General features: G+C 54.3%; 20 protein-coding genes and 1 other RNA gene. 6 read left to right on the plus strand and 15 right to left on the minus strand.

Translation table 11 applies throughout. The features are described from left to right. Window positions 1–16 precede the first annotated feature (16 nt). Genes sufS through sufA form a run of 5 tightly spaced genes read right to left on the minus strand, consistent with a single transcriptional unit; the run spans window position 17 to window position 5,145 of the window. Window positions 17–1,240, minus strand: a complete 1,224-nt coding sequence (gene sufS / locus MWH02_RS02870; RefSeq protein WP_271459865.1) for a cysteine desulfurase SufS — start codon at window positions 1,238–1,240, stop codon at window positions 17–19. Beyond that, on the minus strand, window positions 1,237–2,514 hold the full coding sequence (sufD, locus tag MWH02_RS02875; RefSeq protein ID WP_110866026.1) for a Fe-S cluster assembly protein SufD: 1,278 nt from the start codon (window positions 2,512–2,514) through the stop codon (window positions 1,237–1,239). The genes sufS and sufD overlap by 4 nt, the downstream gene beginning before the upstream one ends. Further along, entirely contained in the window at window positions 2,489–3,235 is a 747-nt protein-coding gene (sufC, locus tag MWH02_RS02880; protein ID WP_008102973.1) for a Fe-S cluster assembly ATPase SufC, read from the minus strand. The genes sufD and sufC overlap by 26 nt, the downstream gene beginning before the upstream one ends. Before the next feature lie 34 nt (window positions 3,236–3,269). Then, window positions 3,270–4,763: a Fe-S cluster assembly protein SufB gene (sufB, locus tag MWH02_RS02885; RefSeq protein ID WP_101764559.1), complete on the minus strand. Its 1,494-nt coding sequence runs from the start codon at window positions 4,761–4,763 to the stop codon at window positions 3,270–3,272. A gap of 7 nt (window positions 4,764–4,770) precedes the next feature. Then, the gene (sufA, locus tag MWH02_RS02890; RefSeq protein ID WP_007892717.1) at window positions 4,771–5,145 is read right to left on the minus strand and encodes a Fe-S cluster assembly scaffold SufA; all 375 of its coding nucleotides are present in this window, start codon (window positions 5,143–5,145) and stop codon (window positions 4,771–4,773) included. Window positions 5,146–5,534: 389 nt separating this feature from the next. Here sufA and MWH02_RS02895 point away from each other — a divergent pair, with 389 nt between their 5' ends. After that, window positions 5,535–5,939, plus strand: a complete 405-nt coding sequence (locus tag MWH02_RS02895; RefSeq protein WP_101764560.1) for a hypothetical protein — start codon at window positions 5,535–5,537, stop codon at window positions 5,937–5,939. 30 nt (window positions 5,940–5,969) lie between these two features. On the opposite strand, the gene ydiJ is transcribed toward MWH02_RS02895, so the two are convergent. Next, window positions 5,970–9,023: a D-2-hydroxyglutarate dehydrogenase YdiJ gene (gene ydiJ, locus MWH02_RS02900; protein ID WP_271459866.1), complete on the minus strand. Its 3,054-nt coding sequence runs from the start codon at window positions 9,021–9,023 to the stop codon at window positions 5,970–5,972. Here ydiJ and MWH02_RS02905 point away from each other — a divergent pair. From MWH02_RS02905 to rprA, 3 genes are all read left to right on the plus strand, one after another. Further along, complete coding sequence (locus MWH02_RS02905) at window positions 8,972–9,151, plus strand: hypothetical protein (RefSeq protein ID WP_271460182.1); 180 nt, start codon at window positions 8,972–8,974, stop codon at window positions 9,149–9,151. The genes ydiJ and MWH02_RS02905 overlap by 52 nt on opposite strands. Window positions 9,152–9,228: 77 nt before the next feature. Beyond that, window positions 9,229–10,341 (plus strand): AI-2E family transporter YdiK, encoded by a 1,113-nt coding sequence (gene ydiK / locus MWH02_RS02910; RefSeq protein WP_101764562.1) that lies wholly within the window; start codon window positions 9,229–9,231, stop codon window positions 10,339–10,341. Window positions 10,342–10,684: 343 nt separating this feature from the next. Beyond that, window positions 10,685–10,792, plus strand: an RNA gene (rprA, locus tag MWH02_RS02915) — antisense sRNA RprA. A 99-nt stretch (window positions 10,793–10,891) separates the two neighbouring features. Here rprA and ppsA read toward each other — a convergent pair. Further along, a complete protein-coding gene (gene ppsA / locus MWH02_RS02920; RefSeq protein ID WP_271459867.1) occupies window positions 10,892–13,279 on the minus strand; it encodes a phosphoenolpyruvate synthase in 2,388 nt (795 codons plus the stop codon). Between the two features lie 448 nt (window positions 13,280–13,727). Here ppsA and ppsR point away from each other — a divergent pair, with 448 nt between their 5' ends. Beyond that, on the plus strand, window positions 13,728–14,555 hold the full coding sequence (gene ppsR, locus MWH02_RS02925; RefSeq protein ID WP_101764564.1) for a posphoenolpyruvate synthetase regulatory kinase/phosphorylase PpsR: 828 nt from the start codon (window positions 13,728–13,730) through the stop codon (window positions 14,553–14,555). A 195-nt stretch (window positions 14,556–14,750) separates the two neighbouring features. Further along, window positions 14,751–15,797, plus strand: coding sequence for a 3-deoxy-7-phosphoheptulonate synthase (locus MWH02_RS02930; RefSeq protein WP_271459868.1), 1,047 nt, complete (start codon window positions 14,751–14,753; stop codon window positions 15,795–15,797). Between the two features lie 7 nt (window positions 15,798–15,804). Here MWH02_RS02930 and MWH02_RS02935 read toward each other — a convergent pair whose 3' ends face one another. The 8 genes from MWH02_RS02935 to ihfA form a co-directional block, all read right to left on the minus strand. After that, window positions 15,805–17,244 carry a protein adenylyltransferase SelO gene (locus MWH02_RS02935; protein WP_271459869.1) on the minus strand — a complete coding sequence of 480 codons (1,440 nt, stop codon included), beginning with the start codon at window positions 17,242–17,244 and terminating at the stop codon, window positions 15,805–15,807. 98 nt (window positions 17,245–17,342) lie between these two features. Then, window positions 17,343–18,086: an EAL domain-containing protein gene (locus tag MWH02_RS02940; RefSeq protein WP_271459870.1), complete on the minus strand. Its 744-nt coding sequence runs from the start codon at window positions 18,084–18,086 to the stop codon at window positions 17,343–17,345. A gap of 314 nt (window positions 18,087–18,400) precedes the next feature. Beyond that, entirely contained in the window at window positions 18,401–18,859 is a 459-nt protein-coding gene (locus MWH02_RS02945) for an NlpC/P60 family protein (RefSeq protein ID WP_110866019.1), read from the minus strand. Between the two features lie 69 nt (window positions 18,860–18,928). Continuing rightward, window positions 18,929–19,675 (minus strand): vitamin B12 ABC transporter ATP-binding protein BtuD, encoded by a 747-nt coding sequence (btuD, locus tag MWH02_RS02950; protein WP_271459871.1) that lies wholly within the window; start codon window positions 19,673–19,675, stop codon window positions 18,929–18,931. Further along, window positions 19,676–20,221: a glutathione peroxidase gene (locus MWH02_RS02955; protein WP_271459872.1), complete on the minus strand. Its 546-nt coding sequence runs from the start codon at window positions 20,219–20,221 to the stop codon at window positions 19,676–19,678. It abuts the gene before it with no gap. Between the two features lie 39 nt (window positions 20,222–20,260). Continuing rightward, entirely contained in the window at window positions 20,261–21,244 is a 984-nt protein-coding gene (gene btuC / locus MWH02_RS02960; RefSeq protein ID WP_101764571.1) for a vitamin B12 ABC transporter permease BtuC, read from the minus strand. A 90-nt stretch (window positions 21,245–21,334) separates the two neighbouring features. Beyond that, complete coding sequence (locus MWH02_RS02965; RefSeq protein ID WP_271459873.1) at window positions 21,335–21,697, minus strand: DUF2502 domain-containing protein; 363 nt, start codon at window positions 21,695–21,697, stop codon at window positions 21,335–21,337. Between the two features lie 190 nt (window positions 21,698–21,887). Further along, window positions 21,888–22,190, minus strand: coding sequence for an integration host factor subunit alpha (ihfA, locus tag MWH02_RS02970; protein WP_007892687.1), 303 nt, complete (start codon window positions 22,188–22,190; stop codon window positions 21,888–21,890). Between the last annotated feature and the right edge of the window lie 4 nt (window positions 22,191–22,194).

The following is a 22,194-nucleotide window of genomic DNA, read 5'->3' on the forward strand; positions in this document are numbered from 1 at the left end:
CACTCCTGAAGTCTGCTCAACCGCCCAGCAGACGATGAATACGGGTCAAACCTGCAGCCAGACGATCGGCTTCTTCTTCGGTGTTGTACAGCGCGAAGGAGGCACGACACATGGCCGGCACCGCATAATGACGCATCAGCGGCATCGCACAGTGATGGCCGGTGCGGATCGCAATACCGTATTGATCAAGGAAACTACCGACATCAAAGGCGTGATGGCTGCCGAGGTTGAAGGCCACCACGCCGCTGCGACTTTCCGGACCGTAAATCACCAGATCCGGCACCGAAGCCAGTTTATCCAGCGCATAACGCATCAGCATCGATTCGCGCTGATGAATCACGTCCAGGCCCAGCTCGCTGATCCACGTTAACGCCGCACCCAAACCAATGATGCCGCCGGTATTCGGCGTGCCCGCTTCGAAACGCCATGGCGTAGTGTTAAAGGTGGTGCCGGTTGGCAGCACAACCTCCGAAATCATCGAACCGCCGCCTTCCCAGGGTGGCATGATCTCCTGCAACGCTTTTCGCGCATACAACACACCAATGCCGGTCGGACCATAAATTTTATGGCCGGAGAAAGCGTAGAAGTCGCAGTCGATATCCTGCACATCCACCGTGTGATGCATCACCGCCTGCGCGCCATCCACCAACGTAATCACACCAGCGGCTTTCGCTTGTGCCACGATAGTTTTTACGGGATTGACGGTGCCGAGCACGTTAGAAACGTGGGTGACCGCCAGCAAACGGGTGCGGCTATCAATCAAGCCGCTCAGCTGTTCCAGCGCCAGCTCGCCCTGCGCATTCAGCGGCAAAACGCGAATTTCTGCGCCGGTACGCTGCGCCACTATTTGCCACGGCACGATGTTAGCGTGATGCTCCATCTCGGTGACGATGATGTTGTCGCCCGGCTGCAACTGACTGCCGCCCCAACTGTTCGCCACCAGATTGATGGCTTCCGTGGTGCCTTTGACGAAAATAATCTCTTCTGGCGAAGCGGCGTTAAGAAAACGCGCGGCCTGATGACGTACGTTCTCCATGTCGGTGGTCGCCTGCGCGCTCAACGAATGGATACCACGGTGCACGGCCGCATAGCCGTGCTGGTAGAAATAACTTTCCGCATTGATGACCGCGAGCGGGCGCTGTGCGCTGGCCGCGCTATCAAGGTAGGCCAGCGGATGTCCGTTGACCTCACGTTTCAGAATCGGAAATTCCGCTCTGATGCGTTCGAGATCGAAACTCATGACTCAACTCCCGGGATGCGCGCGGCAATGCGCTGCAGCACCACCTGACGCAATACCGGATTTTCCAGCGTTTCGGTGAGTTCAGCGGCAAAGGCATGGATGATCATACGCTGTGCGGCAGTCTCATCGATGCCGCGCGAGCGCAGGTAGAACATCTGCTCTTCATCAATACGACCAATGGTCGCACCGTGGCTGCACTTCACGTCATCCGCATAGATTTCCAGCTGCGGCTTGGTGTCCACTTCAGCCAGACGGCCCAGCAACAGGTTGTTGTTAGTCATCTGTCCATCGGTTTTCAGCGCGTGCTGCGCCACTTTGATCATGCCGTTGAACACCGCACGACCTTTATCGCGCGCGATGACTTTATGCATCTGACGGCTGGTGCAGTAGCCTTTGTTGTGTTCCAGATAGCTGCGGGTATCGCACACTTCCTGATTCACCGGCAACGACAAGCTGTTGATCGCCAGATTGGTATTTTCGCCATTCAGCTGCGCGCTGGTGTTGTGACGCGATAAGCCCGCACCCAGCAGGAAGCTGGTAGTGGCCACATTCGCATCGCGGCCCATCACCACATCATTGTGCGCGAAGTGGTAAGCCTTCTCGCTCTCAAATGACAGTTTGATGTGCTGCAGTTTGGCATTGTCGGCCACGTCGAAAGTGAAACGCGCGCCGGTAAAGTGCGCCACGTCATTCAGCGTGACATAGTGCTCAATCACTTCCGCTTCTGCACTGGCTTCCAGCTGTAGATGGTGGCGATGGTGCACGGTGTTAGTGCCCGCATCCTGACCGCTGGTGATGTGCAACAGATAAAGCGGTTTAGCCGCTGATTTACCACGCGCCAGACGAATTGTCGTGGCTTCTTCTGCCAGACTTTCAGTCAGATGCAGGAACACTTCCGGCTGAATCGGTGCCGGTAGCGGACGACGCTCAGAAGCCTGCGCATGCTGAATTTCAAACAGGCCGGTATCACGGCTGCTCAATTCAGCCTGAAAACGACCGTCAACAAACACCAAACGCACCGCATCAACCGGCAGCGCCAGCGCTTCAACTTGTTCCGCGCTCACTTCCTGCGGCTGCGGCAGCACAAACTGCTGCGCCAACAGGCCATCAAGCGGCGTGTATTTCCAGTTTTCATGCTTACGCGTCGGCAGGCCGACACGCATCAGTTGCTGCCAGTGCTGCTGCGCCTGCAAAGAACGTACGTCACCGCGCGATTCAAACAGATGATGCCACTGCTGCAGGGCGTTATCACTCTTGGTCGGTAAGCCAGCCATAGCCTTGCTCCTCCAACTGTTTCACCAGCGAGAAGTCGCCAGATTTAACGATCTTGCCCTGATACAGCACATGTACGTGGTCCGGCTTGATGTAATCCAGAATACGCTGGTAGTGCGTCACGATGATGAATGAACGCTTACCGTCGCGCAGGCTGTTTACGCCTTCTGCCACGATTTTCAGCGCATCGATATCCAGACCGGAGTCGGTTTCATCAAGGATGCACAGCTCAGGTTCCAGTGCCGCCATCTGCAGGATGTCGTTGCGCTTCTTCTCACCACCAGAGAAGCCCACGTTCACTGAACGGGTCAGCAAATCTTCTGGCATCTTCAGCAGCTGGATTTTATCTTCGATGAAATCCTGGAAGTCGAAACGGTCCAGCGGCTCCTGCTCACGGTATTTACGTACCGCGTTGACCGAGGTCTGCAGGAAAAACTGGTTGCTGACGCCCGGAATTTCTACCGGATACTGGAACGCCATGAAGATGCCTTCACCGGCACGCTCTTCTGGCTCAAGTTCCAGCAGGTCTTTGCCCTTGAAGGTGACAGAACCGCCAGTGACTTCGTAATCTTCACGGCCAGCCAGCGTTGCAGACAGGGTACTTTTACCTGAACCGTTCGGTCCCATAATGGCGTGGACTTCGCCCGGTTTCACTTCGAGGTTCAGACCGCGCAAAATCTCTTTGTCTTCAACGCTAACCTGCAAATCTTTAATGCTTAACATACTCTTTCCTTCACATTGCTTCCGGCAACGGGCATCAGCCCACACTGTGCTCAAGGCTGATAGCTAACAATTTTTGCGCTTCCACGGCGAATTCCAGTGGCAGCTCGGAGAAAACGTCTTTGCAGAAGCCGTTGACGATCATTGAGATCGCATCTTCTTCGCTGATGCCACGCTGCAGGCAGTAGAACATCTGATCTTCACCGATGCGCGAGGTGGTGGCTTCGTGCTCCAGATGGGCGGTGTTGTTGCGCGTTTCCACATACGGGAAGGTGTGCGCACCGCACTCGGCACCAATCAGCATCGAGTCACACTGGGTGAAGTTACGCGCGTTGGTCGCGGTTGGCATGATTTTCACCAGGCCACGATAGGTATTCTGACTCTTACCGGCAGAGATACCTTTGGAGATGATGGTCGACTTGGTGTTTTTACCGATGTGAATCATCTTGGTACCGGTATCCGCCTGCTGGCGGCCTGCGGTCAGTGCGACCGAGTAGAACTCACCGATCGAGTAATCACCGCGCAGAATGCAGCTTGGATATTTCCAGGTGATCGCCGAACCGGTCTCAGACTGCGTCCAGGACATCTTGCTGTGATCGCCTTCGCACAGGGCACGTTTGGTCACGAAGTTGAGGATACCGCCCTCGCCTTCGCCGCCTGGGAACCAGTTCTGTACGGTGGAGTATTTCACTTCAGCGTTTTTATGGATGATCACTTCTACCACTGCGGCGTGCAGCTGATAGGTGTCACGCACAGGCGCAGAGCAACCTTCGATGTAGCTGACGTAGCTGTCTTCGTCGGCGATCAAAATGGTGCGCTCGAACTGACCGGTTTTTGCCGCGTTGATACGGAAATAGGTCGACAGCTCCATCGGGCAACGTACGCCTTTCGGGATGTAAACGAAGGTACCGTCAGAGGCCACAGCGGAGTTCAGCGCAGCGAAGAAGTTATCGTTTGGCGGCACGACGGTGCCGAGATACTTCTGCACCAGCTCAGGGTGATCGTGAATCGCTTCGCCGAACGAGCAGAAGATGATGCCCTGCTCCGCCAGCTTGCCGCGATAGGTGGTTGAAACGGAGACGGAGTCGAAAATCGCATCCACCGCCACTTCACGACCTTCACGCACCGGAACGCCTAACTGGTTGAACGCGTCTTCCACTTCCTTCGTCAGGTAGTCGCTGGACGCGACGCTGCCGGAGGTTTGCGTGGCACCGGGTTCAGAAGCACAGCTGTCATCGCAGTTGCCGCAGGACGGCGCGGAATAATAGCTGTAATCCTGATAATCCAGTTTCTCGTAGTGCGCTTTCAGCCAGTGCGGCTCTTCCATTTGCTCCCAGGCGCGGAACGCCTTGAGACGGAATTCAAGCATCCATTCAGGTTCGTTACGTTTAGCCGAAATGGCGCGCACCACATCTTCATTGATGCCGTGGGCAAATTCTTCAGTTTGTAACTGGGTAAAGAAGCCCTCTTTATAGTTGAGCTTACCTTCCCACATTTGTACATCGTCAGATGCTTCGCTGTGTCGTGACATATTTCACTTACTCGACGCCAAAGCTTTCACCGCACCCGCAGGCGTGTTGAGCTTTAGGGTTGTTGAATTTAAAAATCTGGTTAAGACCTTCGCGGACATAATCCAGCTCGGTACCGTCAACAAACGGCATCGCCTGAAGTGGCACAAACAGTTTTGCGCCGAATTGCTCAAACTGCAGGTCGTCATCGGCAGGATCTTTCACCAGGTCCATAACGTACCCAAAACCGGCACAGCCGGACGTTTTCACACCCAGTTTCAAGCCCTTGACTTCAGGGTCTTGTTCTACCAGGTTAAGAATCTGTTTCGCTGCCGATTCGGTCAGCGTGAGCCCTTTCCAGACGAAATCTTCGGGTGAAAAAGAGTCGGCATTTACTGATGACATTGTGCTACCTCGTATGTCTGGGCCTTTTCAGGCTATCCCCCTATGGTAGTGATATCAGATATCACTTCAACCTCTTGTTTTGCAGGGATAATCATCTCGTGCTGTTTTTTACTGCTGCTTTATTAAGCATAGTCGCTTCAAAGCAGATTGACGGCAGCATTCCCGTGCGCGCCTGACCAACGTAACCCGTTAAATTGTCGTAAAATTTCCAAAATCAATTTTACGTTTTCATCCTGATTGATAGGTTACGCCTTTCCACTATGTAAAGAAATTGTTATTACCGATTTTAGTAACAGGCAGAGGAAATCAATAAAATTTCACTGCGGGAATTGCATTCCTGACGCGGTTTAATATGATAATGATTATCATTAACCTAAAAAGGTGGCGATATGACGCTTACCGTCTCAGCCTGGTTACAACATAAAATCGACGAATATAAGTTTTCGGTGCGTGATATCACCGTTGACTTCTACATGGCTCAGGCAAAGCTCAACCGCACTGATTGCACACTCGACCAACTGCGTCGCTTTAACGACACCTGTCTTGATATGGCAGAAATCTGCGAAATCAACGGCGACGATCACAGCTTTCTGCATGCCATGGGCAAGCTCCATCACCGCTTAGTGCAGGAGATGGGCAATGCCGATCGTGACCGTTTGTTCCGGATTCAGGCCTATCAACTGGCGCGCCTGTCATTAACACGCTTGTGTCATCAACTGGCGCTCAGCGGCGAGTGGGATCAAGCCACCCGCCTGCAGAGTGATTTTGTTCGCCACGCAGGCTGGATATTCTAATCCAGCTTTGTGACGTCTCCTACAATTTGTTTACATCATTTCCAGTAATGCTTGCAGTGGATGACGCATGCCATTGCCTTCTGCGCGTTTTACCTGGCTACGACACGAAAAACCGGTTGCCAGACAGCGCTGACGCGGCAGCTTTTGCAATTGCGGATGCCAGGACAGCTCATAAATCCCCAGCGAATTCTCCAGGTTTACGCTTTCATGGCCGTAGGTTCCCGCCATTCCGCAGCAGCCCACATTGACGTTTTCCAGCTTCGCACCAAAGCGCGCAAAAATGCTCTGCCACTGATTCGGCGTGGACGGTAGCGCGGTCACTTCGGTGCAGTGCGCAAACAGATACCAGGCTTCGCCGCTGGCGGTTTGCTCCGCACGTGCCGACAAGGCGGTTTGCAGCCACTCATGCACCAGCTGCACGTTAAACTCGCCGCGCTGCTCGCCCAGCACCTGATGGTACTCATCGCGGTAACAGAGCACTGTCGCCGGATCGACACCGACCATCGGCATGCCCAGTTTTGCCACGCGATTGAGAAAATCAGCGGTTTTGCTGGCGGTGCGCGCAAAGCGCTGCAGGAAGCCTTTCACATGCTGCGCCTTGCCATTCGGTGAGAACGGCAGCAGCACCGGACGATAACCGAGTTTCTCAATCAGCTTGACGAAATCGGTGACCAGCTGCGCCTCGTAATAGCTGGTAAAGGGATCTTGCACCACCAGCACGCAGTTTTCGCGTTGCGCCGCATCCAGCGCTTCTAACTGCTCCAGCGTCAGGTTCATCGCCGGATGGCCGCCTAACTGCTGCTTGAGGCTCGGCGATGACAGCAGCGGCAAATCCACCATGCCGATATGCTTTTTGCTCAGCTCGCGCATCCACGGCTGCTTGAGGAAAAAGTTGAACACCTTAGGCGCTTTGGCCATCAGCGGCGCGTAACTCTCCACGGTGGCTACCAGATGATCGCTCATCGGGCGCAGATAGCGGGTGTGATACAACTGCAGGAAGCGTGAACGGAAGTTCGGCACATCGATCTTGATTGGGCACTGCGTCGAGCAGGCTTTACACGCCAGGCAGCCCGACATCGCCTCTTTCACTTCGTGCGAGAAGTCATATTCGCCCTGATTTGCGTGCCAGGTATTACGCGTGCGCTGAATCAGCGTACGCAAGCTGGCGCCCTGTTTCGGCAGCGCCTGCTCAAGTTGGGTAGGATCCACGCCCTGCTCGGAGAGCAAACGCAGCCATTCACGCGTGAGTGTGGCGCGCCCTTTCGGCGAGTGAATGCGGTTGCGGGTAATTTTCATCGACGGGCACATTGGGCTACGTGCATCGAAGTTGAAGCACAAACCGTTGCCATTACACTCCATCGCACCGCGCCACTCGTTGCGCACCGTAACCGGAATCTGCCGATCGTAGGTGCCGCGTTTCACCGCATCAACCTGCATCATCGGTTCATCACTGCCGAGCGGCGTACAGATTTTGCCGGGATTCATGCGGTTGTCAGGATCGAACGCGGCTTTGATGCGGCGCAGCTCATTGAATAACGTTTCGCCAAAGAACTCCGGGCTGTACTGCGCGCGAAAACCTTTGCCGTGCTCGCCCCACAATAAACCGCCGTAGCGCGCGGTCAGCGCCACCACTTCATCAGAGATCTGCTTCATCAGCAGCTCCTGCTGCGGATCGCACATATCCAGAGCCGGACGCACATGTAGCACGCCAGCATCCACATGCCCAAACATGCCGTAGCTCAGGCCGTGACTGTCGAGCAGCGCGCGAAAATCGACGATGTAATCCGCCAGCTGTTCTGGCGGCACCGCGGTGTCTTCCACAAACGGAATCGGCTTGGCGCGCCCTTTGGCATTCCCCAGCAGGCCAACCGCTTTTTTGCGCATATTATAGATGCGCTCAATGCCGCCTAAATCGTTACACAGTTGATAGCCAATCACGCCGCCCATCTGCTGCTGCATCAGCTCTTCTAAGCGCTGACATAGCGTGCTGATCTGCTGCTCAATCAGTTCGCCATCATCACCGGCAAACTCCACGATGTTGAGCCCCAGCAACTGTTTATCTGGCACATCGGTAATTAATTCATTTACCGAATGCCAGACGATATCTTCTCGCGCCAGATTCAGGACTTTTGAGTCAACGGTTTCAACCGAAAGCGCTTTGGCTTCCACCATTAAAGGGGCGTTACGCAGGGCTGAGTCGAATGAATCGTATTTGATGTTGACCAGACGGCGCACTTTAGGGATGGGGGTGATGTCGAGGCGCGCTTCGGTAATAAAGGCCAATGTGCCTTCCGCGCCGCACAGCAAACGCGTCAAATCAAACGTCTGCAAATCGTCGCTGAACACATGACGCAGATCGTAGCCGGTCAGGAAGCGATTGAGCTTGGGGAATTTCTCCAGAATCAGATCGCGCTGTTCGCGGCAGCGACTCAACACCTGCTGGTAAATGCGCCCTTCCGCGGTCGGCGTGCTGGCCAGCTGTTCCGCCAATTCAGTCGGCATGGCGCGCGTATCAAGGATGTCACCACCCAGCAGCACCGCGCGCAGGCCTTCAACGTGATCGGAGGTTTTGCCATACACCAGCGAACCCTGGCCCGAAGCATCGGTGTTGATCATGCCGCCGAGCGTGGCGCGATTGCTGGTGGAGAGCTCCGGCGAGAAGAAGAAGCCATACGGCTTGAGCCACGCATTGAGTTGATCTTTCACCACGCCCGCTTCAACCCGCACCCAACCTTGCTCGGTGTTGATTTCCAGGATGCGGTTCATGTAGCGCGACATATCCACCACGATGCCCTGATTCAGCGACTGTCCGTTGGTGCCGGTGCCGCCACCGCGTGGCGTAAACACCAGGCTGGTAAAACGGGTTTCACCGGCAAGGCGCGCAATCAACGCCACATCCGCCGTCGAGCGCGGAAACAGCGCCGCATCAGGCAGCAGCTGATAAATACTGTTGTCGGTGGCAAGCGAGAGGCGATCGGCATAGCTGGTGGCGGTATCGCCGGTAAAGCCTTGCTCTTTCAAGGACTGCAGGAATGTCAGCACCAGTTGAACGAGGCCTGGTGCCTGAGAAATCTGTGGGATCATTATTGAGTGACCGAGATGTTGTAAACGTTTGCGTCGTGATTTTTTTCAGCCCTTGGTTTTATCATACTTTTCTGCTGGCTGCTGTTTTTTCAGGAAAGCGCGCCGCCGTCGCTGCTTTTCCTGTTTAATTTTCAGGAAATAGATCATCATTAATCAGGGCTGTTCAGCCCCACTCTGAAGGATTCAATCGAGGTTAACCGTTGTGATGAAAGACCTGCAACGCGGTATGGATTTACCGCAAATGCTGTTTTCACTGATGTTCATTCTAATCATGATCATCGCCAGTCTGTGGGTGGTGCAGCCCTTTATTCTTGGCTTCGCCTGGGCCAGCATGGTGGTGATCGCCACCTGGCCGTTGATGATTCGTCTACAGCACATGTTGTGGGGACGCCGCTCGCTGGCGGTGATCGCCATGACCATTTTGCTATTACTGTTGTTTATTATTCCTATCGCCCTGCTGGTCAGCAGCCTGATTGATAACAGTGCGCCGGTGATCGCCTGGGCAACGCAGCGCCATCTGGTAATGCCTGACTTCGATTGGTTGCGACAGATTCCCTACGTCGGCAGGAAACTCTACTCGAGCTACCACAAATTAGTGGATGGCGGCGGCGCGGCGATGCTGAATCAGGTGCAGCCTTATATTGGTCGCACCACCGGCTTCTTTGTGGCGCAGGCCGGCCACTTCGGCCGCTTTATGATGCACCTCATCGTGATGCTGTTGTTCAGCGTGCTGCTCTACTGGCGCGGCGAGCAGGTGGGCCACGGCATTCGTCATTTTGCCTATCGCATGAGTGGACGCCGTGGCGATGCCGCAGTGCTGCTGGCCGGTCAGGCGATTCGTGCTGTGGCGCTAGGCGTGGTGGTCACCGCGCTGGTTCAGGGCGTGCTCGGCGGTATTGGTTTAGCCATTTCCGGCATTCCTTACGCCACGCTGTTAACCGTGTTGATGATTCTGACCTGCCTGGTGCAGCTCGGGCCGCTGGTAGTGTTAGTGCCAGCGATTATCTGGCTGTACTGGAGCGGCGATACCACGTGGGGCACGGTGCTGCTGGTGTGGAGTTGCGTGGTCGGTACGCTGGACAGCGTGTTGCGTCCGGTGTTGATTCGCATGGGTGCCGATTTACCGATGATCCTGATTCTTTCCGGCGTTATTGGCGGATTGATTGCTTTCGGTATGATTGGGCTGTTTATCGGTCCGGTGGTCCTGGCGGTGTCTTATCGTCTGGTTTCAGTGTGGATGCATGAAGCGCCCGAACCGGATGACGATGTGCAGACCGCCATCGAAGCGTTGGCCGATCACGAAGAAGAACTACATTAAGCGTTCCCCGCCGGGTCGCCGTTCATGGCGACCTCATTCACATTAACGCCCACTTAGCGAAGATGCACGTTCTCTCAGTTTTACACTGGCCTTACTTTAACCGGCCTAATGCCCCAACATCGCCCCCGCGCATTTCTTACTGATAATAATTTTTTTCCATAAGCGATTTTTAAGAAAAAACGCAGTTTTAGGCGCTTTAGGCGGAATTCTCTTACGGAATGATTATTTTTACAGCTGAATTGCCGCTTAGCAGGGAAGAAAAAGGCCACGAAAGGTTATCAGCTTTAAACTAATAAGAGGATTCTTAAAGACGCCAGCGAGCCTGATCAATAACATGTTTCCTATGTTTTGAATCAAGCTACTGATTTCTAAACAACCTTATTCCCCTGAGTAAAGTGAAGAATTGCTGTGTGTAGTCTTTGCCCATCCCCTGTGATGGGCTTTTTTTTGGCTTTTTTTCAGACAAAAAAACAAGGCCAGCAGCGCTGACCTTGATAATTACATTAATGACACGTCAAATTCTCATCTGATGCATCAAATTACCGCCTGGTTAATGTTTGGATGCGTTCAGCTCTGCCAAACTCAACCAGGTTTCAACCACGGTATCCGGATTAAGCGACAGGCTATCAATGCCCTGCTCCATTAACCATGCCGCAAAGTCCTGATGATCCGACGGTCCCTGACCACAAATACCGACGTATTTGCCCTGTTTTTTCGCCGCTTTGATCGACATCGATAACAGCGCTTTCACGGCATCATTACGTTCATCAAACAGCGCGGACACCACGCCAGAGTCACGATCGAGGCCCAGCGCCAACTGCGTCATGTCGTTGGAACCGATGGAGAAGCCATCGAAGTGCTCGAGGAACTGCTCAGCCAGCAAGGCGTTGGACGGGATCTCACACATCATGATCACTTTCAGGCCATTCTCGCCGCGCTTCAGACCGTTTTTCGCCAGCTCGGCGACCACCGCTTCGGCTTGATCGACGGTACGCACGAACGGAATCATGATTTCAACGTTGGTCAGCCCCATTTCGTTACGCACGCGCTTCACCGCTTCGCACTCCAGCCTGAAGCAGTCGCGGAAGTTGTCAGCAACGTAGCGACCGGCGCCACGGAAACCGAGCATCGGGTTCTCTTCTTCCGGCTCATAACGCTCGCCACCCACCAGGTTGGCGTATTCGTTGGTTTTGAAATCGGAAAGACGAACAATCACCCGTTTCGGCGCAAATGCGGCACCCAGCGTCGCAATCCCTTCGGTTAGACGGCCGATGTAGAACTCAATCGGGTCATCAAAGCCTTTCATCATCTGACGAATCTGCTGCTGCAATTCCGGCGTTTGCTGATCAAACTCCAGCAACGCTTTGGGATGCACGCCAATCATACGGTTGATAATGAACTCCAGACGCGCCAGGCCGACACCTTCGTTCGGCAAGCAGGCGAAATCGAACGCACGATCCGGATTACCGATGTTCATCATGATCTTCAGCGGCAGTTCCGGCATGGTATCGACCTGCGAGCTGGTCACTTCGAAGTCCAGCAGTTCGTCATAGACATAACCGGTATCACCTTCGGCGCAGGAAACCGTGACTTTGTGGCCATCTTTCAGGTGATCGGTGGCATCGCCACAGCCCACCACCGCCGGAATGCCCAGCTCACGCGCGATGATCGCTGCATGGCAAGTACGACCGCCGCGATTGGTGACGATGGCTGAGGCTTTCTTCATGATCGGTTCCCAATCGGGATCGGTCATGTCGGTTACCAGCACGTCGCCTTTTTCAATGCGATGCATCTCGCTGATGTCGTGGATGACTTTGACTTCACCGGCGCCGATGCGATGACCAATGGCGCGGCCTTCGACCACCACGTTGCCTTTGCCCTGCAGCGTATAACGTTCCATCACCTGACCGTTGGAGCGCACCGTTTCCGGACGCGCCTGCACGATGAACAGTTTGCCGGTGTGGCCGTCTTTCGCCCACTCAATGTCCATCGGGCGTTTGTAGTGCTGCTCAATCAGCACCGCCTGACGCGCCAGCGCTTGCACTTCATCATCAGTCAAACTGAAGCGATCGCGCTGTTCCTGCTCGACATCTTCAATGCGCACCTGCTCACCGTGCTCCTGCGAATCGGCATACACCATGCGCAGCTTTTTCGAGCCCATGGTGCGGCGCACAATCGATGGGCGGTTCGCCGCCAGCGTCGGTTTGTGCACATAAAACTCATCGGGGTTGACCGCGCCCTGCACCACCATTTCGCCCAAACCAAAGGCCGAAGTGATAAATACCACCTGATCAAAGCCCGATTCGGTATCAATGGTAAACATCACGCCCGACGAAGCGAGGTCCGATCGCACCATGCGCTGAATACCCGCCGAGAGCGCAACGCCGCGATGGTCATAGCCCTGATGCACACGGTAGGAGATGGCACGATCGTTAAATAAGGAGGCGTAAACGTGCTTCACCGCGATGATGACCGCGTCATAACCCTGCACGTTAAGGAACGTCTCCTGCTGACCGGCAAACGAGGCGTCGGGCATATCCTCGGCGGTGGCTGACGAGCGCACCGCAAAGGAGGCGTCGGCATCATCAGCAGAAAGTTGTTCGTAGGCGCTACGAATCGCCGCTTCCAGTTCAGGCTGGAATGGCGTATCGACCACCCATTGACGAATCTGTTTACCCGCTTGCGCGAGCTCAGCAACATCATCAACATCCGTTTTATCCAGCAAATCATAGATACGCTGGTTCAGTCCGCTTTGATCGAGGAACAGATTAAACGCGTAAGATGTGGTCGCATAACCGTTTGGTACGGAAACACCCAGCGACGACAAATTCGTAATCATTTCTCCGAGGGACGCATTTTTGCCTCCCACCCGATCAACATCATGCATGCCAAGCTGGTTGTACCAGAGCACTAGCGACTGTTGGTCTTGATTGGACATTGAGATTATCCTTTTAAATGATGTGAATACACATGGAACATTTTGCTATTCGCCAAAACAGCCTGGCACAACCCATTAATAAAGACTAAGTGTTGAATCGTTAAAGCAGAAAAGAAAGACAAAATCGGATTAGTACTTAGAATTAATTGAGTTGCGCAACCAGGGTATTTCACGCTAATGGATTGCTGTAGCGATATTTTTCCCCTTTTCAGAGGGTTAGCGATTGATTTTTGTTGCGCAACGCCTTCACACTTTATTTCATGCGCGAAAAGGAAAATGCGCGAAAATAATGCTTTTCGAAACAGCATTTCATCTAATATTGATTATTCGCTGATTCATCTTTGTGAGCGCAATAGCGGACAATATGGATATTTCATTTTACTATTAATTAAAATGAAATATTGTCATCGATAATTTGGGCATTGCTACGCAAGAGGATATTTGCACTATGAACACTGAACGCAGCGTATTCTACATTTCTGATGGCACCGCCATTACCGCCGAAGTGCTGGGCCATGCGGTGTTATCCCAGTTCCCGGTGATGACCCACAGCGTGACGCTGCCATTTGTCGAGAATGTGCAACGCGCTCAGGCGGTTAAAGCGCAGATCAACGCGCTCTACCAGCAGAGCGGCGTGCGCCCGCTGGTGTTCTTCTCCATCGTCACACCCGACGTCCGTGAAATTATTCTCGAAAGCGAAGGCTTTTGTCAGGACATCGTGCAGGCGCTGGTCGCGCCGTTGCAGAGCGAGCTCGGCGTGGCGTCAATGCCGGTGGCGCACCGCACGCACGGTTTGACCGCCAGCAACCTCGGCAAATATGACGCGCGCATTGCCGCCATCGATTACACCCTTGCACATGATGACGGCATTTCCCTGCGCGGCCTCGAAGATGCGCAGGTGATTCTGCTCGGCGTGTCGCGCTGCGGGAAGACGCCCACCAGCTTGTATCTGGCAATGCAGTTTGGCGTGCGTGCCGCTAACTATCCGTTTATCGCCGATGATATGGATAACCTGAAACTGCCGCCGGCGCTGCGTGCACATCAGCATAAGTTGTTTGGTTTAACCATCGACCCGGAACGCCTGGCGGCGATTCGCCAGGAGCGCGCGGAAAATACCCGCTACGCTTCGTTGCGCCAGTGCCGTCTCGAAGTAGGCGAAGTGGAAGCGCTGTTCCGTACCAACCAGATTCGTTATCTCAACAGCACCAACTATTCGGTGGAAGAGATCGCCACCAAAATTCTCGATATCATGGGTCTGAGCCGCAGCATGTATTAGGTTTCTCTGCCGGTCGCCATAAATGGCGACCTCCCGCCACATACCGGGCCTGTATTGCAATCGTAAAGTCTGGCTTCCGTCTGGTTTTAAGACCTTTGTTTTTAGCAGGTTGAATTCGCAGGCTATTAGTTTATTGTGATCACCATCACTTCCCGGTATTTCACCGCTGCGAAGAACAAATTTTTGAGAATCTCAATGAACAAGACTGATGAACTGCGTACCGCGCGCATCGGTAGCCTACTGACTCCGGCTGCGCTCGCGCATGAACACCCTATTTCGGCAGAGATTGCCGCCAACGTCACCGCTTCCCGCCAGCGCATCGCGCGCATTCTGACCGGTGAAGATCCGCGTCTGCTGGTGATTATTGGCCCTTGCTCGCTGCACGATCCTAAAGCGGCGATTGAGTATGCTGAACGTCTGAACGTGCTGCGTGAGCGCCATAAAGATCGTCTGGAAATCGTGATGCGTGCCTATTTCGAAAAACCGCGCACCGTGATTGGCTGGAAAGGCCTGATCTCCGATCCCGATCTGGATGGCAGCTACGATGTAAACCGCGGCATCGCCATTGCGCGCAAACTGCTGCTGGATATCAACGCGCTGGGCATGCCAACCGCCACTGAATTCCTCGATATGGTGATCGGCCAGTTTATTGCCGACTTAATCAGCTGGGGCGCGATTGGCGCACGTACCACCGAAAGCCAGATTCATCGTGAAATGGCGTCAGCGCTCTCCTGTCCGGTCGGTTTCAAAAACGGCACCGACGGCAACGTGCAAATTGCGGTCGATGCGATTCGCGCCGCGCGTGCCAGCCACATGTTCCTGTCACCGGATAAAAACGGTCAGATGACCATCTATCAAACCAGCGGTAATCCGCATGGTCACGTGATCCTGCGCGGCGGTCGTCAGCCGAACTATCACGCCGAAGATGTGGCGGCGGCAGCGGCCAATCTGCGCGACTTCAATCTGCCGGAGCAATTGGTGATCGACTTCAGCCACGGCAACTGCCTGAAGCAGCACGTTCGTCAGCGTGACGTTGCCGATGATGTGGCGGCGCAAATCCGTGCCGGATCGCGCGCGGTTGCGGGCGTGATGATCGAGAGTTTCCTGCAGGAAGGGAATCAGAAAGTGGTGAGCGGTGCGGCGCTGACCTATGGTCAGTCAATCACCGATCCGTGTCTCGGCTGGGAAGACAGCGCCGAGGTGCTGGCAAAACTGGCTGCCGCGGTCAACAGCCGTTTTTAATGCTGATCTAGCTGGAACAACTCACTTCAAGCGTTTTGCCCCACTCTGGTGGCCGTTGGCGCAACTCTGCGCTGACGGCCGCATCGCTAAACGGTTGCTGTAACGCGCTATGCAGCTTCGCTAACGCCGTGGTCTCGCCGTTCTCGACCTCTTCAATCACCTGCTGTGCCAGATAGTTGCGTAACACCAGCGCCGGATTCGCCGCCTTCATCACCGCCTGACGCTGCGCATCGCTGGCGTGGTCTTGCAACAAACGCTGGCGATAATCGCTGTACCAGCGATCAAAGGCCTCACGATCGATAAACTCATCACGCAACGGCGAACGGCTTTCATCTTGCTGCGTGTCGCTCAGCATGCGGAAGGTCAGCGTGTAATCACTGTGTTCCGCCGTCATCATCGACAGCAAGCCAGTCAGAAGCGTGTTGTCATTGGCATCCGCCGTCAGCAAGCCGAGTTTGGCACGCATTTTCTCCCCCCAAACGCGCATCAGCTCACCTTCATAATGACTCAGCGCCTGCTTAAGCTGCTCGGTGGTCATCAAGCCCGACAAGGCATGCGCCAGGCGATTAAGGTTCCACAAGCCAATCATCGGCTGATTTTCGAAAGCGTAGCGGCCCTGATAGTCACTGTGATTGCAAATGTAATCCGGCTGATAGTCGTCGAGGAAACCGTAAGGACCGTAATCCAGCGTTAAGCCCAGAATCGACATGTTATCGGTGTTCATCACGCCGTGCGCAAAGCCAACGCTCTGCCAATGGGCGATCAGGCTCGCCGTGCGTTTAACGATATCGGTGAACCACAGCAGGTAACGATCCGCTTCATCCTTGAGCTGCGGCCAGTGATGGCGAATGGCGTAATCCGCCAGCTGGCGCACTTTGTCTTGTTCACCGCCGTAATAGAAATGCTCAAAATGACCGAAACGCAGATGGCTGTCGGCAATGCGCATCAGCATCGCACCGCGTTCCTGGGTTTCGCGTAGCACCGGCTCATCGCCAATGGCTAACGCCAGCGCGCGCGTGGTGGGAATGCCAAGATGGTGCAGCGCTTCAGACGCGAGGAATTCGCGTACGCTGGAGCGGATCACCGCGCGACCGTCGCCCATGCGCGAATAGGGCGTTAATCCGGCCCCTTTTAAGTGCCAGTCGAGCTTGCGACCGTTGGCCAGCTGCTGTTCACCCAGCAGAATGCCGCGCCCATCGCCCAGCTGTCCGGCCCAGACGCCAAACTGATGGCCGCTATAAACCTGCGCCAGCGGCGACATGCCGGGCAGCAGTTCGCGTCCTGACCACACGCCATGCCCGCTGCCGGCGAACAGCGCATCGTCTAAACCCATCTCTTGTGCCAGCGGGGCATTGTGATAAAACAGCCGTCCGCCCACTAATGGCGTTGGGTCCAGCGCGGTGTAGAATCCGGGTAATTCTTGCTGCCAGCTATTGGTAAATTGCATCGACACTCCGGAAGGTGCGCTTAAATCAGGCACCCGCAATAAGTTATAAGATAACAGAGAGTGTAACGCCGACGCGGCGCGGAAGACAGGCGAAAGGGTTACTGCTGCGAAGGCGTGTGTAAATTCAGGTCGGAATAGATGAGATCGTCAAGACGTTCAGCTTTCACCACCGGGAGCAGGCTGCCCTGTAGCTGCGCACCACTCAACGTGGTCATCTTTTCCATCATGTGGTTATCGTCAATACCACAAATAATGATCTGGTCCGCAAAATCGGAAAAATTATTGATAACTGTCTGAATAAAAGGCGTAAACGAGGCGCGCTTGGCCAGGTTGTGAATAAAGGCTTTATCCAGTTTTAACACGCTAAACAGATTATCGTACACCGCGGTTGCTGGTGCTTTTCCTGCGCCAAATTGTGAAAGCGATAAACGAAATTCACTTTGTAATGCTGCGAGCAATGGATGGGATTTACCCAAAGATAATTGCGGAAACGTTTCGCTGATATCTAAAACAATAAAAGGGATTTGTCGGAATTTCCTTAACAGAAATTCGCTGGCTAAAAGTGTATTGGCCATAGAATCATCAATACGTACCAACGCGGTAATTTGATTAATCTCAAAAAAGTCGCGGTACTTTTCCAGCAATGAAAGCTGGCTCTGCAGCAAACGTAATTGCTGCGCATCGTCCAATTGCGGCAACAGCAAATCCTGCGGCAGCGTAATAGGTGCGCTGTCGTGGACAAATTGCGTCACCAGCTCGACCGCAGTCAGCTGGCCCGCCAGAGAGTAAACTGGATAAAACCAGGTTTCCGACTGATAGTCGGCAGACAAATGGACTTTCATTTTTCAAGCCAGAAGCAATGGCAATTGGCGCATCGTATATCAACGAATACCACCAGGCAATAGGACCAAACGTTTGAAGAGGTGCCGTTTTAGGTCTTATTACGCTGATTTAAACCGCAAATAATACTTAAGCCAAATAAGCCGGGGTTAATGTCCATACCAATTAAATAAATTTAGCTTTATTATTAGTATTAAATCGATGGCGGGTAAAGTGCCATTTTAAATGATAGTTAAATATCGGCAGAATTCAGATTTAATTCAGGGTGAGATACCCTTTCTTTTTTCGCGCCTTTATTAAGCGATAACAACGCTATTTAGATGCGACGCGCCTGCCAAAATACTTTACGCCAGTAAACATTATCCAGCGACGAGCGGATCACACCCTGGCTGGTTGAGGCGTGAATAAAGGTGTTGTCGGTATCGTAAATACCGACGTGCAAACCGTTTTCTCCACTGCCGGTTTTGAAGAACACCAGATCGCCAGGCAGCAGATCGCCCTTGTCGATGCGCGTACCAATGTCGGTTTGATCAATGGTCGAGCGCGGCAGCTGCATATCGAATTTATCGCGGAAGGTGAGATAGACGAAGCCGGAACAATCCACGCCACCGCGGCTTAATCCGCCATAGCGATACGGCGTTCCCCGCCAGCGGCTCAGCTGATCGTTGAGTTGGGCAATCACGGTGATAGAGTCAGACAAACGGCCATTCGGCGGCGGTGCATGATGGCTACAGCCCGCCAGCAATAGTGTCAAAATCAAAATTGTCAGCCGCATCCGCCTTTCCCTTTCTTCCTTGTCCGGCAGACACTGTAGCGGCAAAGCGCCACGGCACGCAATCCTCTGTCAGGGAATAAACAGCAGCGGGCCTTGTGCGGTATCAATTTGTTCAAACGGGGTTTGGTAAAGCGGCGCTAAATGCGCAGCGGTCAGCACCTCGCTGGCCCTGCCCTGACGGACAACCGCGCCTTGATGCATTAACCACACGCGAGCGGCATGGCGCAGGCTGTGGTTGAGGTCGTGCCCGCTGGCAACAATCGCCAGGCCGCTGCAACACAGTTCAGCCAGCAGCTTATCGACCGCGCGTTGCTGCGCCACGTCGAGTGCACTCATCGGCTCATCCAGTAGCAGGAGTTTGCCGCGTGGATTGATCGCCGGATGAACCTGCAACACCACGGCAGCCAACCGCACGCGTTGCCATTCGCCACCAGAAAGCTGCGTAAGACTGCGCGTCAGTTTGTCCTGCAGCGCTAACTGCGCGAGCACGTCTTGTAACACGCAGTCTGTTTTCGCCGTTTGTGCGGTGATATGCATGCGTAAGTAATGCCACACCGGCATTTGTCCCGGCGCCATCTGCTGTTGCGGCAGCCAGCCGCGCAGCGGGGCCAATGCTGCACCGTTTAACGTGGACAGCGGCGCGCCATCCAGCAGAATGCTGCCCTGACTCGGCAACAAACCGGACAGCGCGTTGAGCAAGGTACTTTTGCCGGCGCCGTTCGGCCCCACCAGATGCACTAATTCACCGGCGTTAACGCTAAGTTCAACGGGAGCCAGCCGCCCTGTGACGCTGACTCCCTGACACTGCAATAGCATTTATTCGGCCAGCGCCTGCTCTACACTTTTCAGGATGATGGGATCGTCTGGCGTCATATCCGGTGAGAAGCGCGCAGTGACTTTGCCTTGCTTATTAATAAGGAATTTTTCGAAGTTCCACAGGATATCGCTTGGCGCTCTCGGCGCGCGCCCTTTGCTCTCCATGCGCTCGAGGAAACCGCTGCCTTCCGGGCGTTGCGCCACCGGCTGCGCCGCCGTCAACTGCGCATAGAGAGGGTGACGATGCTCGCCGTTGACATCGGTTTTATCGAACATCGGGAAAGTGACGCCGTAAGTGGTGCTGCAAAAGGTTTTGATCTCTTCGTTACTGCCCGGCTCTTGCTCGAGGAACTGATTGCATGGGAAGCCAAGCACGCTGAACGGCTTATCCTGCCAGGCTTTCTGCAGCGATTCTAACTGCTCATACTGCGCCGTCAGGCCACATTTGGATGCCACATTGACTACCAGTAGCACCTTGCCCTCATAGGCCGCCAGCGTGGTTTTTTCACCGTCCAGCGTAACCAGTTCTGTCTGATAAATGCTCATAGTCGATTCCTGTTGTTGATAACACGTTGCCAGCCAAAGCTAGCGCGAAGACTTCACTAATAACATGATAAATAGCGGCGCGCCGAGCGTGGCCGTTACCACGCCAATCGGCAGTTCGGCAGAGGTTAACACCAGCCGCGCAATAATATCCGCGCCAAGCAGCACTGCGGCACCGGCTAACGCCGCCGCAGGCAACAAATAACGATGATCGCTAAAACCGCTGAGACGCAATAGATGCGGGATAACCAGACCAATAAAACCGATCGCACCCGCCATCGCTACGCTCACGCCCACCAGCCAGCCCATCGCCAGCACCAGCAGGTTGCGCCACAGCAGCAGCGGTAATCCGAGCTGACGTGCCGAGGTTTCGCCCAGCGCCAGCAAATTCAACGTGCGTGCGGTGGCGATCAGCAGCAGCGTTACCGGCAGCAGCGCCAACATCATCCAGCCATAGCGCCAGTCGATGCCGCTAAAGCCGCCCATCATCCAGTACATCAGCTGACGCAGATCGAGGCTGGTGCTAAAGTACACTGCCCACGTCATGATGGCGCTACAGATAATGCCAAGCGCCACGCCGGTCAGCAGTAAGCGGCTCACTGAGAGTTGTTTGTGAGCGAAGTGCAGCAGCATCAGCGTGATCAGCAGCGCACCGGCCATGGCCGCCAGCGCTAAGCTCCATAGCGAACCGTTACCGAGCATCACGCCTAATACCAGACCAATCCCCGCCCCGTTAGACACGCCAAGTAAGCCGGGCTCCGCCAGTGGATTGTTAAACAGCGCCTGCATCACTACGCCGCACACCGCCAGCGCTGCACCCACCAGCAGCACCGCCAGCGTGCGCGGCATGCGCAGTTGCCAGACGAACAGATCGCCTTCCGCCGAAAACCATTGTGTGGGGGAGATCCAGCTGTCGCCGGCACACAGGCTAAGCCCGATGAGCAGCAATAGCAGCGCAATGAGTGCGATGAGCCAGCGCTGGCTGCGGCGATTTGCCTGGGAAGCAAGCTGATCCAGCAGAGTCATAGATAAGATTGGCTGAGAAAACAGAGATTTGATTGTAGTGGGATTACAGCAAAAAGAAAGCGGCGCTGTGGAGGCGCCGCTGGAGAAGCCTTACTGATGCGGAGGAAGCGGCTGACCATGATTATCACGCTTCTGCTGATTGTCACGCTGGTCGTGATGCTGCGGTTGCGGCTGACGTTTGTCGTCGCGGTGCGGTCCATTGCCCGGATGCTGCGCCTGCCAGCCGTTACCGTTCCAGTAACCGTGCGGACCTTTGGTGCCGATGCGCTGGTTATGGTGCTGTTTCCACCACGTTGGCGCACGCCAGTCGTAACCATCCCAATAGTAGCCGCGTTTATCCTGATCGCCGATATGCACCGAAACGCCCGGGGTGTTGATGTTGACGGAAACATTGGCGCTAGCCAGCAGCGGCATGCCTAACAGGACGCTTAATAAAATTGCTGTCTTTTTCATTATTCAAACCCTTTGCTCTGTGATGGCGCTGTTATAACAAAAGTGTTGATGCCGTCACTATCGGTGAGGACCGATTTTCGCCCTATTTTCCGGATACTTACTAAATCCTTACATCGTGAATAAATCGTGAGGAGCGGCCAGATTTAAGACAAAAAAAAGGCCGCTAAGCGGCCTTTTTGTCGTACTGAAATTAGTCAGCATCCTTGGGTGTCGCGTTCTCGACGCGACTTTTCAACTTCTGTCCCGGACGGAATGTCACCACTCGGCGCGCGGTGATAGGGATATCTTCCCCCGTCTTCGGGTTACGGCCCGGACGCTGGTTTTTGTCACGCAGATCAAAATTACCAAATCCGGACAGTTTTACCTGTTCTCCGTTTTCCAACGCGCGGCGAACCTCTTCAAAAAAAAGTTCTACCAACTCTTTGGCATCGCGTTTGCTCAACCCGAGTTTTTCAAACAGGTACTCTGACATTTCAGCTTTTGTAAGCGCCATAGGT

This window comes from Pantoea leporis (genome assembly GCF_028048155.1).
Taxonomy (GTDB): Bacteria; Pseudomonadota; Gammaproteobacteria; order Enterobacterales; family Enterobacteriaceae; genus Pantoea; species Pantoea leporis.

What these genes read in the sequence shown, in the direction of transcription:
- MWH02_RS02940 (WP_271459870.1), bottom strand. Translation starts at nt 18,086, where the DNA reads ATGAAAGTCCATTTGTCTGCCGACTATCAGTCGGAAACCTGGTTTTAT.
- btuC (WP_101764571.1), bottom strand. Translation starts at nt 21,244, where the DNA reads ATGACTCTGCTGGATCAGCTTGCTTCCCAGGCAAATCGCCGCAGCCAG.
- MWH02_RS02930 (WP_271459868.1), top strand. Translation starts at nt 14,751, where the DNA reads ATGAACAAGACTGATGAACTGCGTACCGCGCGCATCGGTAGCCTACTG.
- ihfA (WP_007892687.1), bottom strand. Translation starts at nt 22,190, where the DNA reads ATGGCGCTTACAAAAGCTGAAATGTCAGAGTACCTGTTTGAAAAACTC.
- sufD (WP_110866026.1), bottom strand. Translation starts at nt 2,514, where the DNA reads ATGGCTGGCTTACCGACCAAGAGTGATAACGCCCTGCAGCAGTGGCAT.
- btuD (WP_271459871.1), bottom strand. Translation starts at nt 19,675, where the DNA reads ATGCTATTGCAGTGTCAGGGAGTCAGCGTCACAGGGCGGCTGGCTCCC.
- ydiJ (WP_271459866.1), bottom strand. Translation starts at nt 9,023, where the DNA reads ATGATCCCACAGATTTCTCAGGCACCAGGCCTCGTTCAACTGGTGCTG.
- MWH02_RS02965 (WP_271459873.1), bottom strand. Translation starts at nt 21,697, where the DNA reads ATGAAAAAGACAGCAATTTTATTAAGCGTCCTGTTAGGCATGCCGCTG.
- MWH02_RS02935 (WP_271459869.1), bottom strand. Translation starts at nt 17,244, where the DNA reads ATGCAATTTACCAATAGCTGGCAGCAAGAATTACCCGGATTCTACACC.
- MWH02_RS02945 (WP_110866019.1), bottom strand. Translation starts at nt 18,859, where the DNA reads ATGCGGCTGACAATTTTGATTTTGACACTATTGCTGGCGGGCTGTAGC.
- MWH02_RS02955 (WP_271459872.1), bottom strand. Translation starts at nt 20,221, where the DNA reads ATGAGCATTTATCAGACAGAACTGGTTACGCTGGACGGTGAAAAAACC.
- sufS (WP_271459865.1), bottom strand. Translation starts at nt 1,240, where the DNA reads ATGAGTTTCGATCTCGAACGCATCAGAGCGGAATTTCCGATTCTGAAA.
- ydiK (WP_101764562.1), top strand. Translation starts at nt 9,229, where the DNA reads ATGAAAGACCTGCAACGCGGTATGGATTTACCGCAAATGCTGTTTTCA.
- sufB (WP_101764559.1), bottom strand. Translation starts at nt 4,763, where the DNA reads ATGTCACGACACAGCGAAGCATCTGACGATGTACAAATGTGGGAAGGT.
- sufC (WP_008102973.1), bottom strand. Translation starts at nt 3,235, where the DNA reads ATGTTAAGCATTAAAGATTTGCAGGTTAGCGTTGAAGACAAAGAGATT.
- ppsR (WP_101764564.1), top strand. Translation starts at nt 13,728, where the DNA reads ATGAACACTGAACGCAGCGTATTCTACATTTCTGATGGCACCGCCATT.
- ppsA (WP_271459867.1), bottom strand. Translation starts at nt 13,279, where the DNA reads ATGTCCAATCAAGACCAACAGTCGCTAGTGCTCTGGTACAACCAGCTT.
- MWH02_RS02895 (WP_101764560.1), top strand. Translation starts at nt 5,535, where the DNA reads ATGACGCTTACCGTCTCAGCCTGGTTACAACATAAAATCGACGAATAT.
- MWH02_RS02905 (WP_271460182.1), top strand. Translation starts at nt 8,972, where the DNA reads ATGTCAGCACCAGTTGAACGAGGCCTGGTGCCTGAGAAATCTGTGGGA.
- sufA (WP_007892717.1), bottom strand. Translation starts at nt 5,145, where the DNA reads ATGTCATCAGTAAATGCCGACTCTTTTTCACCCGAAGATTTCGTCTGG.